The organism is Paenibacillus sp. 79R4 (assembly GCF_013393165.1).
Lineage (GTDB): Bacteria > Bacillota > Bacilli > Paenibacillales > Paenibacillaceae > Fontibacillus.
On the sequence record NZ_QJOT01000014.1, the window covers coordinates 1 to 17,050 of the forward strand.

13 protein-coding genes are annotated in these 17,050 nt (G+C 48.5%); 5 read left to right on the forward strand and 8 right to left on the reverse strand.

All coding sequences use genetic code 11. From position 1 onward, the window contains the following. Window positions 1-108 precede the first annotated feature (108 nt). Window positions 109-2,100, reverse strand: a complete 1,992-nt coding sequence (locus DMN77_RS18115) for a sensor domain-containing diguanylate cyclase (protein ID WP_179015904.1) — start codon at window positions 2,098-2,100, stop codon at window positions 109-111. Window positions 2,101-2,593: 493 nt separating this feature from the next. Here DMN77_RS18115 and rpsD point away from each other — a divergent pair, with 493 nt between their 5' ends. Both rpsD and DMN77_RS18125 read left to right on the forward strand, forming a co-directional pair. Next, window positions 2,594-3,193, forward strand: coding sequence for a 30S ribosomal protein S4 (rpsD, locus tag DMN77_RS18120; RefSeq protein WP_179015905.1), 600 nt, complete (start codon window positions 2,594-2,596; stop codon window positions 3,191-3,193). A 274-nt stretch (window positions 3,194-3,467) separates the two neighbouring features. Further along, window positions 3,468-6,569, forward strand: coding sequence for a transglycosylase domain-containing protein (locus DMN77_RS18125; protein WP_179015906.1), 3,102 nt, complete (start codon window positions 3,468-3,470; stop codon window positions 6,567-6,569). A gap of 181 nt (window positions 6,570-6,750) precedes the next feature. Here the strand turns inward: DMN77_RS18125 and acsA are convergent, their stop codons facing one another. After that, window positions 6,751-8,475, reverse strand: coding sequence for an acetate--CoA ligase (gene acsA / locus DMN77_RS18130; RefSeq protein ID WP_179015907.1), 1,725 nt, complete (start codon window positions 8,473-8,475; stop codon window positions 6,751-6,753). Window positions 8,476-8,781: 306 nt separating this feature from the next. Here acsA and DMN77_RS18135 point away from each other — a divergent pair, with 306 nt between their 5' ends. Both DMN77_RS18135 and DMN77_RS18140 read left to right on the forward strand, forming a co-directional pair. After that, window positions 8,782-9,414, forward strand: a complete 633-nt coding sequence (locus DMN77_RS18135) for a GNAT family N-acetyltransferase (RefSeq protein WP_068781959.1) — start codon at window positions 8,782-8,784, stop codon at window positions 9,412-9,414. Between the two features lie 308 nt (window positions 9,415-9,722). Continuing rightward, a complete protein-coding gene (locus DMN77_RS18140) occupies window positions 9,723-10,907 on the forward strand; it encodes an acetoin utilization protein AcuC (protein ID WP_068781960.1) in 1,185 nt (394 codons plus the stop codon). 1 nt (window position 10,908) lies between these two features. Here the strand turns inward: DMN77_RS18140 and DMN77_RS18145 are convergent, their stop codons facing one another. From DMN77_RS18145 to DMN77_RS18160, 4 genes are all read right to left on the reverse strand, one after another. Next, window positions 10,909-11,610 carry a 5'-methylthioadenosine/adenosylhomocysteine nucleosidase gene (locus tag DMN77_RS18145; protein WP_068781961.1) on the reverse strand — a complete coding sequence of 234 codons (702 nt, stop codon included), beginning with the start codon at window positions 11,608-11,610 and terminating at the stop codon, window positions 10,909-10,911. A gap of 166 nt (window positions 11,611-11,776) precedes the next feature. Continuing rightward, complete coding sequence (ccpA, locus tag DMN77_RS18150; protein WP_068781962.1) at window positions 11,777-12,781, reverse strand: catabolite control protein A; 1,005 nt, start codon at window positions 12,779-12,781, stop codon at window positions 11,777-11,779. Window positions 12,782-12,893: 112 nt separating this feature from the next. Continuing rightward, on the reverse strand, window positions 12,894-13,235 hold the full coding sequence (gene ytxJ, locus DMN77_RS18155) for a bacillithiol system redox-active protein YtxJ (RefSeq protein WP_179015908.1): 342 nt from the start codon (window positions 13,233-13,235) through the stop codon (window positions 12,894-12,896). 185 nt (window positions 13,236-13,420) lie between these two features. Then, window positions 13,421-13,837 carry a hypothetical protein gene (locus DMN77_RS18160; protein WP_218653031.1) on the reverse strand — a complete coding sequence of 139 codons (417 nt, stop codon included), beginning with the start codon at window positions 13,835-13,837 and terminating at the stop codon, window positions 13,421-13,423. 142 nt (window positions 13,838-13,979) lie between these two features. On the opposite strand from DMN77_RS18160, the gene DMN77_RS18165 reads away from it, so the two are divergent. After that, window positions 13,980-14,507 (forward strand): type 1 glutamine amidotransferase domain-containing protein, encoded by a 528-nt coding sequence (locus DMN77_RS18165; RefSeq protein ID WP_179016006.1) that lies wholly within the window; start codon window positions 13,980-13,982, stop codon window positions 14,505-14,507. A gap of 79 nt (window positions 14,508-14,586) precedes the next feature. Here DMN77_RS18165 and ptsP read toward each other — a convergent pair whose 3' ends face one another. Beyond that, window positions 14,587-16,314 carry a phosphoenolpyruvate--protein phosphotransferase gene (ptsP, locus tag DMN77_RS18170; RefSeq protein WP_179015910.1) on the reverse strand — a complete coding sequence of 576 codons (1,728 nt, stop codon included), beginning with the start codon at window positions 16,312-16,314 and terminating at the stop codon, window positions 14,587-14,589. A 304-nt stretch (window positions 16,315-16,618) separates the two neighbouring features. After that, on the reverse strand, window positions 16,619-17,050 hold the full coding sequence (locus tag DMN77_RS18175; RefSeq protein WP_179015911.1) for a CoA-binding protein: 432 nt from the start codon (window positions 17,048-17,050) through the stop codon (window positions 16,619-16,621).

The following is a 17,050-nucleotide window of genomic DNA, read 5'->3' on the forward strand; positions in this document are numbered from 1 at the left end:
TCGTACTTCCATTTTACCAAAGAGCGGTTTCTTTTTGTTTGATGAAATGTAAGAGGGTGCCCCCTCAGTCATCTATGATGACTTTTGGGACACCCTCTTGAAATAACGCTACAGCTCGGGGTTCAAACCGATATGCGTCTGATTTCTACCATTGTTCTTCGCCTTGTACAAAGCCATATCGGCATAATAAAACAAGGATTCCACACTGATCTTCTCGCTGTCCCGCGTCCATTCGGCAATGCCGCAGGAGACGGTTACCTTCGGGTCGGTCTCGCTGGCTACCCGCAATCGGATCGTCTCAGCGATCTGATATCCGCTCTCGACATCGGCACCCGGTAAGTAGATGGCCAGTTCCTCGCCTCCCCAACGGGCTGCGATATCCGTCTTGCGAATCGCGCTTCTGACGATGGAGCTAACCTCGCGCAATATTTTGTCCCCGATCTGATGGCCATAAGTATCATTGATCCCTTTGAACTGATCGATATCGACGATAATCAATGACCCGCCTTCATCTTTGCGCTGATGCTTCTGCACCGACTCGTCCAGATAATGGCGTGCGTACAGCTCGGTCAGCATATCACGATTCGCCATTCTGCGCACTTCAGCATGCAGCGAGGCGTTAGCAATCGCAAGCCCGATATGCTGCGACAGGATTTGCAGCAGCTTGTAATTATCATAGGAGAAGAAACGTTCCTCCCGGTGAGCGAGCATGATCGCCCCATTCACTTCACCGCGCACGATGATCGGCGCTGCGATCAGCGAACGCGACTTGGTTTCCTCCATGAATTTGGAAGAGATTTTCCCGTAAGCCTGGTAATCCGACAAAATAATGGGCTCTCTTGTAGAGTAGACAAGCCCGTTGAATCCATAATCTTTAGGGAAGAACTCTTTGAATATTCTTGGAAAATTGGAGGACATAATCTCGAAGCAGTCGCTCTCTTTATCCAATTGTGAGATACAGCAATATTCCGCCTTGAAAATCGAGAGCAGTTCTTCTGTCGCAAATTTAAATACTTCCTTCAGACGCAAGCTCTGATTCAGCCGTTTGACCAACTCGTTAATCAGACGAAGCTCGCTGATCAGCAGATTTGACTGCTCGTACAGCTTGGCATTCTCAAAAGCAGTTCCTGCCGTATCCCCGAGAATGCCGATCAGCTGCAGGTCCGCCTCCTCGATCTCATCAGAGAGGAACAGGTGCAACACTCCGTAAGCGCCCTGCTTGCCAATTAACGGAACGGCAATCTCAGCATAGCTGCTTCCATCTTCCTTCCGCTTGTCCTCCCACAGCATAACCCCGTCCATAAACGCCCGGACACACATGCCGTCTTGTTCTCCCTGAAGCTGCAGCGTTCTAATCCGCGGATCGCGGCTCGGATGATCCTGGGACATTAACAGTTCTACCTTCGCGTCTGGATACATGCCCGCGATGCGTTCAAATACTTCCTTCAAAACAGAGTCCACATCAATCTTGTCAGAGAGGCGCTGGATGACTTGAAACAGCATGGCACGGCGCTGCTCCTCCCGCTTCGCCTGATTCTGGGCATTCAGCAAGTCTTCCACAAATAAAGCCTCGAACCGTTTATAGAAGCAAGCCAACAAATGCTGAGCGGCCGTGTTCACGATCATCTCTGCAAATGGGAACTGACTCTCATTCACGTTATTAATATGGCAGCCCAACACGGCAAAAACCTCATGGTGATGACGTGTCTTGACCGGCGACAGAACATAGGCGCCCATCTGGTCTTTGACGGACAGAGTGCCTTTTTGTTCAAGAACCTCTCTTAAGTTGTTGGAAATTATATGTTGATCTGAGATATCAACCTGTATTAGCGACTGAGAGATGAGAATTTCTCCGAGGTAATTGGCGAGAAACCACCCGGCTTGATGCGAGTCGGGAAAAGAGGGTTGCTGCGGCAGCCAGTCCGAGTAAGATGCCAGCAAAAGCGAGTCCAGATACGGGAAATCGAAATCATTGATATCGAGTTGTTCCAGCCAGTTCTTCTGCTCGGCTTGACCTTCCTCTTCTATTCTCAGCGGCAAAGGCAAATCTGAATTTGCTCTGAACGTCATCGTCACGTCTGTTCGTGATTGTTCTGCCATAATAAAAGCTCCTTTTCACTGCCCATTCAGCAGCGACTTAATATACAGCGAAGCTATAATGACTCTGCCCGGAGTATAAAATATCACATATGTGCTTAATTATAATAGTTGTTTCAAAAAAATTAATTTCCCGAAGTTTGCTATCAATGATTATTTTACTATCAATTTTACTATTTTGCATTAAAAATCCTTCATTTTGTCCCATATTTTTAGGACCAATGCCCTATCGACAATTTTCTCGCTTTTCAAACAAAAACTCATACTTGACATTATATACCCATTTCATATAATATTTATTGTTGATTAAGACTGGATAGAGTCTTACTTAGGGCATAACCATTGCGAGCACCCTCTCGGATTTTGTTGCTGACAGGACAGCGGCTGAACTTTCTTGTCAGAGAGCGGTATTCTTCTATCCACCGCACAACTAAACAAAATCCGCGCAAAATAGAACCCTACAATAATAAACGTAAAAAAAGGAGTCTATTATACAATGGCACGTTACACTGGTCCTAAATTTAAACTCAGCCGCCGCCTTGGCATCTCTTTGAGCGGTACTGGCAAAGATTTGAAACGCCCTTTCCCTCCTGGACAACATGGTCCTAACCAACGGAGAAAAATCAGCAACTATGGCATGCAGTTGATGGAGAAGCAAAAACTGCGTCATATGTACGGCTTGGGCGAAAAACAATTCCGTACTTTGTTTGAAAAAGCACAAAAAATGCAAGGTATTGCTGGTGAAAACTTCATGATCTTGCTGGAAAGCCGTTTGGACAACCTTGTATATCGTCTTGGTTTTGCTAATTCCCGTGCAGGCGCACGTCAATTGGTATCCCACGGACATATCACTGTTAACGGCAAGAAGGTAAACATTCCATCCTTCCGCGTAAGCTTGGGTGATGTAATCAGCCTTCGCGAAAGAAGCCGCGGTCAATCTTCTGTCAAAGAAGCTTTGGAAAACCGTTCGCATCTTCCAGCCTATCTTGAATACAACGACAACGCTATGGAAGGCAAATTCATTCGCTTGCCAGAACGCCCTGAGTTGTCCCAAGATATCGACGAGAAGCAAATCGTCGAATTCTACAACCGTTAATATCTGTTCGCTGATCGAGCTGCTTCCAAGGTTTTTAGAGCCTTGGGGCAGCTTTTTTCATGATGGAGTTTCCCCTGGTTCAGACCCTGCCTTTATTTCCCCCTTCCGGCAACTCATTCCCTCATTTCGTTTTGTATATAATAGAGAATATTCAAAGATCAAAGATTCCCCTTATGCTTGGTTTAAATCTTAAAATCGTCAATAAAGGCGAAAAAGCGGTCATTTTCCTCATTTTTTATGCTATAATGTTGCTTGTTATAAAGGAGGATACTGCATGGTTCATGAGAACGATAAAAGCTCCGGACGGCCGTCAGGTCAAGGCATCTCCCGGAGCAATAAAAACGAGAAAAGCGAGAAAAGCAAGAAACCTCCCCGTAAGCGCAGCAAGTGGCGTTGGGTCTGGACGTCTCTCAGCGTCCTCATCATGCTTATTATTGCCGGAGTTCTCTTTGCAGGAGGGGCCGTCTTCGGCTATGTAACCTCTATCGTAAAAGATGACCCTGTACGTTCACGGGAAGATATCGAGCAGAAAATCGCATATAACGAAATCACCGGATTTGCCTATTTCCGCAATGGTGATCCTATCGGCCAGCTTCGTACCGAAGAAGATCGACGGCCAATCAGCACCGAGGAGATCCCCAATTCTGTAGTCGATGCATTACTCGCCATCGAGGACAATCATTTTTATGATCATAAAGGGATCGACTTCAAAGGGACGCTGCGCGCTGTCAAACAGAAACTGCTGAATGAAAACGTGCAGACCGGCGGCAGTACACTGACTCAACAGTTGGCACGCCGCGTCTTTTTAAATCTGGATCGTACAAGCGATCGCAAAATCAAGGAAATGCTGCTCGCTTTGCGGTTGGAACGCTTTCTGTCCAAGCCGGAAATTTTGACCGCTTATCTCAATAAGGTACCGTTCGGCAACGGTTCTAACGGCTATCAAGTGTATGGAATCAAGGCAGCAGCAAAGGGCATTTTCAATATTTCTAATCTGAGTGATCTCAATATTGCTGAATCGGCTTATCTGGCAGGGCTGCCGCAGCTCCCTTCTTCTTACTCCGCATACAACGGCAAAGGGGAGTTTAACGAAGAAGCGTTTGAACGAGCGCTGAAGAGACAGCGTCTTGTGCTGCAGAGAATGCTTGAAGAGAGCAAAATTACGAATGAGCAGTACCAGGAGGCTCTGGCGTTTGATATCAAAGGAGTGCTCGCTCCGCAGACGAAGAAAGCCTATGAGACTTTCCCATATCTTATGCTGGAGACCGAGCGGCAGGCCGCCATCGTTATTGCAATGTTGAATAACCCGAACATGACCAAAGAGGAAGTTTCCAAAAATCCGCAAATGATTGAGGAAGCGCGTCAGGAATTGTTGACCGGGGGTTATCGGGTCTATACGACGATTGACAAGAAAGTATACAACTCGATGCATAAGGTATCCGACAATGCCGATAACTTCTCGCCTCTCAGCAAGACCAAAGGGCTTGAGCAAGTTGCCGGAATCATGCTTGATAATCGTACAGGCGCTATTCTCGGCATGATCGAAGGTCGCGATTTCTACACCGAGCAAATGAATTATGCAACGCAGATGGTTCGCCAGCCGGGTTCAACGATGAAACCGATCGCCGCCTATTTGCCAGCTATGGAAGCCGGGTTAATCCAGCCAGCCAGCATTATTGACGATTCGCCGATCATCCTGCGCGACTATCAGAAGGGTTACCATATTCCGGTCAACTCCAGCGGCGGCTATAAAGGTCTGGTTACAGCCCGCACCGCCTTGAATGAATCTCGGAATATTCCGGCGCTAAGGGTGTTTAACGATGTGGTTGGCATCGAGAAGGCCTGGGACTTCTCCCGAAAGCTCGGAATCACTACCCTGGATGAAAAAGATAACGGAGCAACAACAGGTGTACTGGGTGGCCTCACACGCGGAGTAACCGTTGAAGAGCTGACGAATGCTTACAGTTCCATCGCTAACGGCGGTAATTTTACGGACTCCTACATGATTGAGAAGATCACCGATTCCAAAGGCAAGATCGTCTATAAGCATGAGGTTAAGCCGGAGCGAGTATTCTCGGAGCAAACCGCTTATCTGATGACCGATATGCTGCGCACCGTTATTACAGACGGTACCGGCAAATCGATCAAGTCTTCCTTCAAGAATTATGGCAAAATTCCGATTGTCGGCAAGACCGGAACAACGCAAAATTATGCCGACGTGTGGTTTATGGGATATACCCCGGACGTAACACTAGGAATATGGATCGGGTACAAGGAACCGGCCAACACCTTATCCGATGCCGGTAAATCCCGGGCTCGCTCGATCTGGGCCTCTGTTATGAATGAAGTGACCGAGAACGAGAAAGAACTGTTCGTCACACCAAGTTTTACAAAGCCTGACGGTATCGTCTCCAAGACGGTCTCCGGCTATAGCGGCAAGCTGCCGACTGAATTAACGAGAGAGGCCGGCAAGCTGGTTACCGATATTTTCAATGCTAAATATGTCCCTACCGAACCTGATGACGTATTGGTAAGAATGAAATATATCACTTATGACGGTGTCAACTACATTCCGCAAGAAGCGACTCCTTCCGATATGGTTCGGGAGAAGGTTGTTGTAAAGCGGGCTAAACCGATCAAAGAATTGATTGAAGAATTGCAGCATGCCTTCTCTGTTATGAAGGGCGGCCATCGCTCACTCGATTACTATATGCCGAAAGATGCAGGGGAAGACGCTCCGAACAAGATCGACCCGCGGGTGGATGACGGAGCAGCTCCAGCGGCGCCTAGCAATATCAGACTGACTGGCGAAGGCAGCATTACCTTTAATAAAAATAGTGAGAAGGATGTTGTAGGCTATCGCTTGTATCGTTCTACGGATGGCATAAATTATCAGAATACGGGGAAGGTAATACTCGTCGGCGAGACTACGCAGTTCTCTGATTCAGGCGGAGCAGCGTTCAGTTATTATGTGACGGCGGTTGATGTTGCTGGCAAGGAATCCGAGCCGAGCGCCATCGTTAGCAGCGCATGGACTCCTGAGCAGCCTTTCCCTGGAGAGGAACTTCCATGGCCAAACGATCCGGATGACTCATCCAATGGTCAGTCACTCCCGGCGGCTCCCGTTCAAGTAAATATTCAGGGAGATAACGGACAGTACACGGTGAGTTGGGCTGCCAATGCCCACGATGACCAGGTAACAAGCTACGGCATCTACTTCTCCGATCGTTCGGACGGCTCCTACTCCAATATAGGCTCTACGCCAGGAACGCAGTTCAGCTTCCAGAGCGATGCCTCAAATGGCTGGATCAAGGTTACCGCCTTTAACAGTAAAGGCGAATCTATCCCGTCATCCCCAGTGAAGTTTGGCAGCTAAGCGGATATAACACAAACAGAGGGTTCCAGGAAGATTTTCCTGGAACCCTCTTTATTTATGTCACATCCAACGTGATAAAAAGTACGGTTTTCGGCACCCAAGCTCAAGCTTCCGGATGCAGTTCTTCAATGCGCTGCGGTTGAATGAAGCTGGATCTGCAGTTCACAGCGTACTCAGCCCTCTAATCCTCAATTGTGGACAAATCACCGGTTGGAAGATTCAACTCCCAGGCTTTCAGTACCCGGCGCATGATTTTACCGGAACGGGTCTTAGGCAGCTTATCCTTGAATTCAATCTCGCGTGGAGCCGCGTGCGCAGACAAGCCTTCCTTGACGAAACGGGAAATCTCCGCCTTAAGCTCATCGGTAGCCACATACCCTTCCCGCAGAGAGACAAAGGCCTTGATAATCTCACCGCGAACCGGATCCGGCTTGCCGATAACTCCCGCCTCGGCTACAGCCGGATGCTCCACCAGCTTGCTCTCGACCTCAAACGGTCCGATGCGCCCGCCTGAAGAGTTGATTACGTCATCGATCCGGCCTTGGAACCAAAAGTACCCGTCCTCATCCATATAAGCCGTATCACCGGAAATATACCAGCCCGGGATGCGGAAGTACTCCTCATACTTCGGTGCATTGTTCCAGATCAGGCGCATCATGGACGGCCATGGCGTACGAATCGCCAGATTCCCCATCCGGTTTGGTGGGAGCTCCTTGCCGTTATCATCGATAATCGCCGCCTCTATACCTGGCACCGGCTTGCCCATGGAGCCCGGCTTGATCGGCATCGACGGATAGTTGCAGATCAATTGCCCGCCTGTCTCCGTCATCCACCAGGTATCATGAATTCGATGGCCATAGACTCTATGTCCCCAGCGAACCACCTCCGGGTTAAGCGGCTCGCCCACAGATAGGACATGCCTTAACGAGGAGAGATCATACTGCTTCACGATATCCTCACCAGCTCCCATAAGCATACGGAAAGCCGTTGGTGCGCTGTACCATATTGTCACCTGGTTGTTAGCAATCGTCTCATACCAGTCGCCAGGGCCAAATCTGCCCCCGCGGACTACGTTAGTAACCCCATGCAGCCAAGGTGCGAATATCCCGTATGAGGTTCCCGTGACCCAGCCCGGGTCGGCCGTGCACCAATATACATCCCCTTCGCGCAAATCCAGGACGACTCTGCCCGTGTGATAATGCTGAACCATTGCATTGTGGACATGGTACACTCCCTTCGGTCTCCCCGTTGAACCGGAAGTATAATGAAGGATCATTCCGTCCTCACGATTAAGCCATTCAATCTCCGCTTCAGGGGAGGCCTGCTTCATCTTGGCATGGTAATCAAGCGTATTCTCATCCTCGGCGACGTTCTCGCCCACGACGAATACCGTCTTCAGCAGCGGCAGCTCATCCCGCTTTATTCGCGGCAGCAATGCCGGAGTCGTAATGATCGCGGTGGCTCCGCTATCCTCAAGTCTATCTTTGACTGCCGTTTCCATAAAAGCTTCGAACAATGGCCCAACGACCGCACCAACCTTAAGCGTGCCGAGAAGTGTAATATATAGCTCAGGACTGCGTGGCATGAAAATAAATACACGATCCCCTTTTGCTATTCCACGACTGCGCAGCACATTGGCAAAGCGGTTGGTCTGGTCCTTCAGATCCTGAAAGGTATACGATTCATTGCGGCTTGCATCACTGAACCGCAGCGCAACGCGATCCCCTTTGCCAGCATCAACATGGCGATCTATCGCCTCATAGGCCATATTCACCTTACCTGTCTCATACCAGGAAAATTGCTTCTCTACTTCCTCCCAATTAAAATTCGCATACGCTTCTTCATAGCTGCCCAGATGGGATGAGGCGGCCTCCGCCCAAATAATTTCTCCTTGCAGTTGACTCATTGTTCCATCCTCCTTGAATCTGTAAGATTGAAATAAATGAAAATAAAAGATGAAGATATGAAAACGGATACAAAAATGGGATGAATAGAAGGGTAATTTAGTTTAATAAAGAGTAGGATGGTATCCGTTCTATGAAGAAGCAAAAAAGAGGAGAGAAGTTTGTAAATAACATCACATTGTCAATGTATAATTGTGATCTTTTTGTGTCGGATATCATTATAGCACACGTTATTACGACACGGCTATACTTTTCAAATTTTCATTTTTCTGTTATAAGTGAGAGGAAAGAGCTAAGGAGGCGGTCCCATGGAACACCGTAAAACGTATATCCGCCATACGATACCCTACCAGGATAATGAGATCGTCATCGAAGGTCCTGTCTCGCCTTCCCACCTGCAGACCTTGCAGATGCATCCCGAGCTGGATGCTTTTCGCAGGCCGAAGGACCAGCATGAGGCCTTGGTCGAAATTGCCGGCTTGCCGGAAGGGCGGATCATTCTGGCGAGAGTGAACGAAGTGATTGTTGGTTATGTGACCTTCCACTACCCGGATGAAATGGAGCGTTGGTCACAAGGGCAAATGCCCGATTTGATCGAGCTGGGCGCCATCGAAGTGGCCAATGCCTATCGTTCGATGAAGCTGGGGTCAAGAATGATTAATACCGCCTTTGAAGACAGTCAGATGGAGAAATATATTGTATTCACGACCGAATATTATTGGCACTGGGATTTAAAGAGCAGTGGACTCAGCGTCTGGGACTACCGCAAAATGATGGAGCGGCTGATGCAAACCGTAGATATGGTCTGGTATGCGACCGACGATCCGGAGATTTGCTCCCATCCGGCCAACTGCTTGATGGTACGTATCGGCAAAGAAGTGCCTATTGAATCGGAAGAGCAGTTTGATCGGATTCGTTTCCAGCAGCGCTTTATGTATTAGAGGATATTTAAAAATTCCACCTTGGATTACGACGCAAACCAAGCATGTTCCACTTCGAATTTAGATTCAGCCGGGCCTAAGAGAATGCTGACAAAATCCTATTTCCTGCGGAAAACCTCTCAGGTGTTCACGTACAAATTACGTACGCTTCGCTCCTTTCGTCCCTGCTTCATCCAACTGAAGCGTTTTTGAAGAAACGCACATCGGAAGCATAAGCTTCAGTGCTGAAAACTGGCCTTTTTGATCTCGCATTTATTAATATGGGCTGCAAGCTGCAACTAAGGGCCATAAGGAAGGAAAGTGAGGCTATGTCTGGAAACGCTTTATTTGTTCATCATGAAGAGCTGTTTAATTATTGTTTTCATAACAATCATCCCTTTCATCCGATTCGTCTGCAATTGACATTGGATCTATTGAGGGAGATTCAAGCTCTGGCGCCCGAGCATATACTGCAATCACGCCCAGCCGTCCCCGGCGAACTGGAATGGGTTCACCAGCCTGCGTATGTGGAGGCCGTTCAGCAATTGAGCAAGAATTCGCCAGATTCCTCCTGGACGACACGAGCGGAACAGTACGGGTTGATGGACGAGGATACCCCTTTTTTTAGCGGAATGCATGATGCTGCAACGTATGTGGTGGGCGGTTCTATCACAGCGGTTGAAGCCGTCCTCTCCGGACAGACAACGCATGCCCTGCATTTAGGCGGCGGACTGCACCACGCACTCTCAGGCAAAGCAGCCGGTTTTTGCGTCTACAATGATGCTGCGGTGGCTATTGAATATGCCAGGCGTCAATACGGGGCCCGTGTACTCTATATTGATACCGATGTTCACCATGGAGATGGAGTACAATGGAGCTTCTATTCAGAACCAGAGGTTTGCACCTACTCAATTCATGAGACTGGCAAATATCTGTTTCCCGGTACAGGCTTCGTCCACGAACGCGGAGAGCATCACGGATATGGAGCATGCATGAATATCCCCTTGCAGCCTTATACCGAGGATGATTCCTGGATGGAGTGCTTCGAAGCGTCGGTCCGCAGACTCATCGATTACTACAAGCCGGATATGATCTTCAGTCTGCACGGCTGCGATGCCCACGCTCTCGATCCATTGTCCCACATGCAATGCAGTATGAGAATCTATCAGGAAATGCCTGCGATCCTGCACCAGCTGGCCCATATGTACTGCGAGGGACGCTGGGTAGCTGTCGGAGGCGGCGGTTATGACCTGTGGCGCGTTGTTCCCCGGGCATGGAGCCTGCTCTGGCTGGAGATGAGCGATCATCCGCTGAAGCGGCGGCTTGATACTGATCCCTCCCTTCATCTTCCGCAAGCCTGGGTCGATCGTTGGCAGGATCAGGCCGAGGTTCGGCTGCCTGCGACCTGGCTGGATGATCTGTCTCATTGGGAAGGCATCCCGCGCCGGGAGGAGATCACAGCCAAAAACCGCGATATTCTCGCGATCGCCTTGCAGGATTATCCTGAAATTTGATTCAGACAACTCTCTGCAGCATATCATTTACAATCTCAAACGATCGGTTCGCCGCCTTCTCTGTGAACTCGGCATAATTCACATCCGCTGTTCCGTCCGCCTTATCAGACATTGAGCGAAGTACTACATAAGGAATCTTATTCATATAGCAAACCTGGGCAACAGCAGAGCCTTCCATTTCTACGCAAGCTCCGGACATAGTCTCATATAGATCACTGACGAGATCACGGTCGGCGACGAATTGGTCCCCTGAGAGCACTCTGCCTACGATGAATTTATGGTCTGTACACAGCTTGGCACAGGCCTCTTGGGCCAGTTGGATCAAATCCTCATCCGCAGGAAAATCGGAGATTTCTTGATAAGGTATTATTCCGCGCTCATATCCGAGCGGTGTTACATCCATATCGTGCTGCTGGCAAGACGAAGAAATGACGATATCGCCAATATCAAGCGTTGGATGGACAGCCCCGGCAACTCCGGTAAACCAGATCATATTTACGCCAAAGCAGTCGATCAGCACCTGTGTTGTCATCGCTGCATTCACTTTACCAACTCCCGATTTGCACACGACAACGCTCTTGCCATGGAGCAAACCTTGAACGAAAGAGATGCCGGCCCGCTTCACTTCCTCCTTGTCATCCATCCCTTGCAGGAGCAGGGTGATTTCTTCATCCATCGCTCCGATAAGACCAATTCTACTCATAGTTCCACGACTCCTTCAGTTCGTATGTATAGCTCATTAAGCTCATTAAACCCTAAAAAAGCCCCTTCCAGAGAAGGAGCTTTTTTCCCGATAACCTTTTTCATATATTTGTTTGTGTCTATCTTCTATCTGATGGCCATCAGCATAGCTAAGGCCCAGTTAAGCATTACACATGACTGACAGAGAGACGTAAAATCGTCTCATGAGGCAAAATCACATGCGGGTTGTCCACCGCTTCCTTCTTCATCAGCTTCGTTAACAAGCGCATAGCGACCGCACCCAGGTCATACATCGGCTGGGCCACCGTCGTCAATTGCGGACGTACCATCGATGCCATGCGAATATTGTCCACGCTGATAATGGAGAAGTCGTCAGGAACTTTGAGACCTTCATCCTGAATGCTGTGAATAGCTCCAATAGCCATTTCGTCGGTCGCTGAGAATATAGCCGTCGGCCGTTTCTTGAGACCGAGGAAATACTTCATAGCCTCGACACCGGATTCGTAGCGGTAGTTGCCAATCCGCACCAAATCCTCTTGATACTCGATTCCAGCCGTCTCGAGAGCGCGTTTATAGCCCTGAAAACGTGCATAACCGTTCGCCGGGTCTTGCAAAGTACCGCTGATCATAGCAATATTGCGATGACCATGACGAATCAGCGTACTCACTGCATCAAATGCAGCAGCCTCGTGGTCAATATCCACGGATGGGAACATGCCCTTCTCGTCGCTCGTCGCACAAAGTACGATCGGAACAGACGAAGTCTGGAATGCCTGAACATGCTCTTCTGTTACTACTCCGCCCATGAAAAGAAGTCCGTCCACCTGCTTCTCAAGCAAGGTATTTACGACACGAATCTCCTTCTCCTTCTTCTTGTCTGCGTTACATAGGATAATGTTATAGTGGTACATGTTGGCGATGTCTTCGATACCTCGCGCAATCTCTGCAAAAATTGAATTTGAGATGTCTGGGATGACCACTCCGACCGTGGTCGTCTTCTTGCTGGCAAGACCTCTTGCCACCGCATTTGGACGATATCCCAAACGTTCAATCGCTTCGTATACTTTCTTCCTGGTCTGCGGCTTGACATTCGGATTGTTGTTTACAACCCGAGAAACCGTCGCCATCGAAACGCCCGCTTCACGTGCCACATCGTAAATGGTAACCGTCACATTCTTCTCTCCATTGCCAATAGATTTTCACTCGTTCATCCGGTAAGGTCCAGTACCCCAATTAGTTTAATGATACGACAAAATATTACTTTGTGCAATGATAACGCTTCACTTATCCCAGAATTCCTTGTAGAGCTTCGGAAGTAATCTGTGAATGGGAAGTATTCCATACCGCTTGCTCATTCTTGACGAGTATTGCCTGAGGGGATTCATGCTTTACGCCAAGCAGCTCGGCAGCAGCATTAGATACCTCTCGATCTTCAATCACATAAATCAAACCATATATAACTCCCTCATTGGGAGCCGCATTCAAATATGCTGTAAACTCTCGATGCGCCCCGGCGCTGATCGGGCAACGAGTACTGTGTTTGAACAACAAAAGCGGCTGACTAGTGGATTGCTGCAAAGCGCTATGAAGGTCTTCTATGGATGTTATTCTTAGCAAATTATACATGACATATCCATCCCTTCTTCATTTAGAGGTAATTCAAAAAGTGTAATTCAAGCTTCATCACCTTCTTAGGGCTGAAAACTGGTCTTTTTGAACACGCACTTTAAGTATCTGTACCTTGCCATATGTTATATTAACAAAATGCGCCACTGAAAAACAACTTTATTCGTCATTTCTTTTAAATTCATTTACTTCGTTTCTAAAAATTGGCGTTTTTTCACAAATGAGGATAAAGCCGATAAGCGAAATGAGATTTCTTCCATCCAGTCAGCGTCTCCCGCTCTACTCGCATACCCGTACAAATCCAGTAGGAGATTAATGCGCTCCTCGCATTTCTCCACCAAAAAAGTATTAAATGAGGACACCTCCAATAATTCCTGCCCCGACTTGTAAATGTCGTACAATACGGAAGCAAGCTCATTTACACTCGTAAAAACAACTCTTCCTTCTCGGCGCTGTTCCTTCAGTTCGGCCAGCAGCCTGGTTACATCCTGCTTAATTGATGGAATTAATTCATAATAAGAGCAATCTTCACATTCCAGAATAGGAACCAAATCGATTTGATACATATTTTCGAAAACTAGCATCCGAAAGCTAAGAGTCATGGACTGGCCGCAACGGCAAAATAAATGCACGGTATCACCTCAATAATCACATCTGTGCTGTATGTAAACTTTAATTATATTTGATACAATTAAAATATTGAAATCGATTTTCGTCAAGACTCATTTCAGACAGGAGGAGACTATATTGAGACTAACTGGAAAAAAATTGATCGCGTTGGTAGATGAAGAGTTCGAGGATTTGGAGCTGTGGTATCCGATTTACCGCGTCCGCGAAGAGGGAGCCGAAGTTCATCTCGTCGGCCCGGAGAAAGGCAAAAAATACATCGGTAAATATGGGGTTCCCGCAGAAGCTGAATTCTCCTTCGAGGAAATATCTGCAAAGCAATATGACGGCATCCTTGTACCCGGAGGCTGGGCGCCGGACAAGCTCCGCCGCTATCCCAAGGTACTGGAGATGATCCGCGAGCTGCATGTGGCCCAGAAGCCGATCGGACAGATTTGCCACGCCGGTTGGGTATTGATCTCGGCCGGGATCCTGAAAGGCATCACGGTCACCTCGACACCAGGCATCCGCGACGATATGGAGAATGCCGGAGCAATCTGGAAGGATGAGCCTGTTGTTGTCGATGGACATATCATCTCTGCACGCCGTCCGCCGGATTTGCCGCCTTACGGCAAGGCTTATGTTGATGCGCTCGCCGCTAAGTAAGTTTAGAGAAAACAACAGCACCAGAGGTTAATCCTCCGGTGCTGTTGTTTTACATAGCTCGTTCTATATCAGACCAGAATTAACGTGCTTCGCTACCCAAGTAACGAATTAGCTCCGCTTCCACCTCGGTGCTTGTTGATAGACGGTAGCAAAGGGCGCCTAATTCACGACTCTCACTGGCGTAAATATTCAGTATCCGGTGTTTGACGCGAAGAAGGGATTGCGATGACATGCTCAGATTGCTTACCCCGAGATAGAGCCAAATCGGAAGCGCCCTCTCATCGCTGGCCAGCTCGCCGCATACGCTGATTGGAATTCCCGCTTCCTTCGCCGCCATCACGGTCTGGCGAAGCATGCGCAGCACCGCCGGGTGAAAAGGATGATACATCTGGGCAATCTTCTCATTCATCCGATCCACAGCAAGTACATACTGAACCAGATCATTCGTGCCTATGCTGAAGAAATCCACTTCCTGAGCCAGAAGATCCGCTATCGCTACGGCGGCTGGAACCTCGATCATCGCCCCGATCGGTATATTGTCGTCATAGGCAATTCCTCTAGCGGTAAGTTCTTGCTTGGCTTCCTGCAAAATTTCCTTCGCTTTGCGAACCTCCTCCAGCGAGGAGATCATCGGATAGAGAATTTTTACATTACCGTAAGCACTTGCCCGCAGAATAGCCATTAACTGCGTTTTGAAAATATCTTTATTATCGAGGCTTATACGAATGGCCCGGAATCCCAGAACCGGGTTCTCCTCTTCAGGTATTGTAAAGTATTCCAGCTGCTTATCCCCGCCGATGTCCAGCGTCCGGATTACAACCGAATGCTCCCCCATTTTCTCGGCGATCTGGCGATAGACCTCAAACTGCTCCTCTTCGCTTGGGAAGCCCAGCCGATCCATATACAGGAATTCCGTCCGGAACAGGCCAACTCCCTCCGCTCCATATTTGAAGGCCAGTTCCAGATCCTTCACCGAGCTAATATTGCCGGCCAGCTTCATCCGCACATTATCCTTCGTTACAGGGTCCACCGAAGCGAGCAGCTGCAGTTGTTCCTTCCGGCGCCGCTGTCTCTCGGCAATCGCTGTATATTGATCGATAATGACATGATCCGGGTTTAAGAAAATAGCTCCTTCATCCCCGTCAATCACCAGAAGATCGCCTGTCTTAAATATCTCTGTCAAGGAATCCTCCAGGCCTGAGACGAGTGGAATTCCAAGCGCTCGTGCCATAATTGCCGAATGCGAGGTTTTGCCCCCAGCTATCGTTACCATCCCCAGCACATGCTGCGGGTTCAAGTGGACAAGCTGTGAGGGGGACAATTCCCGGGCTACCAGGATATATGGCTGCGTATCAGAAGGCAGTGTAATATCCGGGGTTCCGAGCAAATGCTTAAGCAGCCGGTTGCCGACATCCTTAATATCAAGCGCCCGCTCCTTCATATACTCATCATCCAACAGATCAAACATCGTTACAAAATGATCGATCGCTTCTTTAACAGCCACTTCGGCCGCTTTGTATTGACGCTCTATAATCCCGCGAATTTCACTCATAAAAACAGGATCTTCCAGTATCGCGATATGTGCATCAAAAATGTTAGATTCTGCTACTCCAACCGTCTCTTTAATCTCGTTCTTCATGAACTCGATTTCGGTCTTGGATGTTCTAATGCCTTCATACAGCCTTTCGAACTCCTTGGCCAAATCCACACTTTCCATTCGCCGATCCGGAACATCCCATTCCCAGGTGGGCAGCACAAATGCCTTGCCGATGGCAACACCAGCCGCTGCACCAATACCTTGTATCATGTTTCGACCCCCTAAACCTATTTAAAACCCTTATAGAGGTTGTTCAACCAGCCACGGCTTAAGCCTGACTATTGAACACGCATTTATAGGATAGTCTCTCTCTATTTCTTAATGGTAAGCCCAGCCTCATTCTTTTGTCAAAGGAAATAGTGCAAAAAAATATGCCCTGAAGCCTTGTCCCAGCTAACTTGCGGAACGTTTTAAAGCTTCCAGAATTTAACTTATGCATGCAGACAAGTGAAAATCGCCCGGCATACATTATACCGGACGATATTCAAGATCATATTGGCTCGGATCGATGCTCTTAACCGTGGCGTTTGCCGATCAGGAGGCTATCCTCCACCTTAATACAGCGGTCCATAATGACGGTGAGCCCGCCTTTAGCGGCGATGTCAGCCGCTTCCTCGCTAATAATGCCCTGCTGCAGCCACAATACGTTAGCACCGATCTCAACCGCCTCCTTGGCGATCTCAGGCGTATATTCGCTGCGCCGGAAGACGTTGACGATATCTACAGGCTCAGGAATATCCTTAAGCGAGGGATAGACCTTCTCGCCGAGAATTTCACCCGAGACGACAGGGTTGACCGGGATAATCCGGTATCCGTTGCTCTGCAATGCCTCAGCAATCATGTAAGAAGTGCGATCCGGCTTATCGGATAAACCCACAATCGCGATATTTCCGGCCTTCTCTAGAATGTCTTTGATTGTCTCTCTGCCTGGATTTTCAAATGCCAT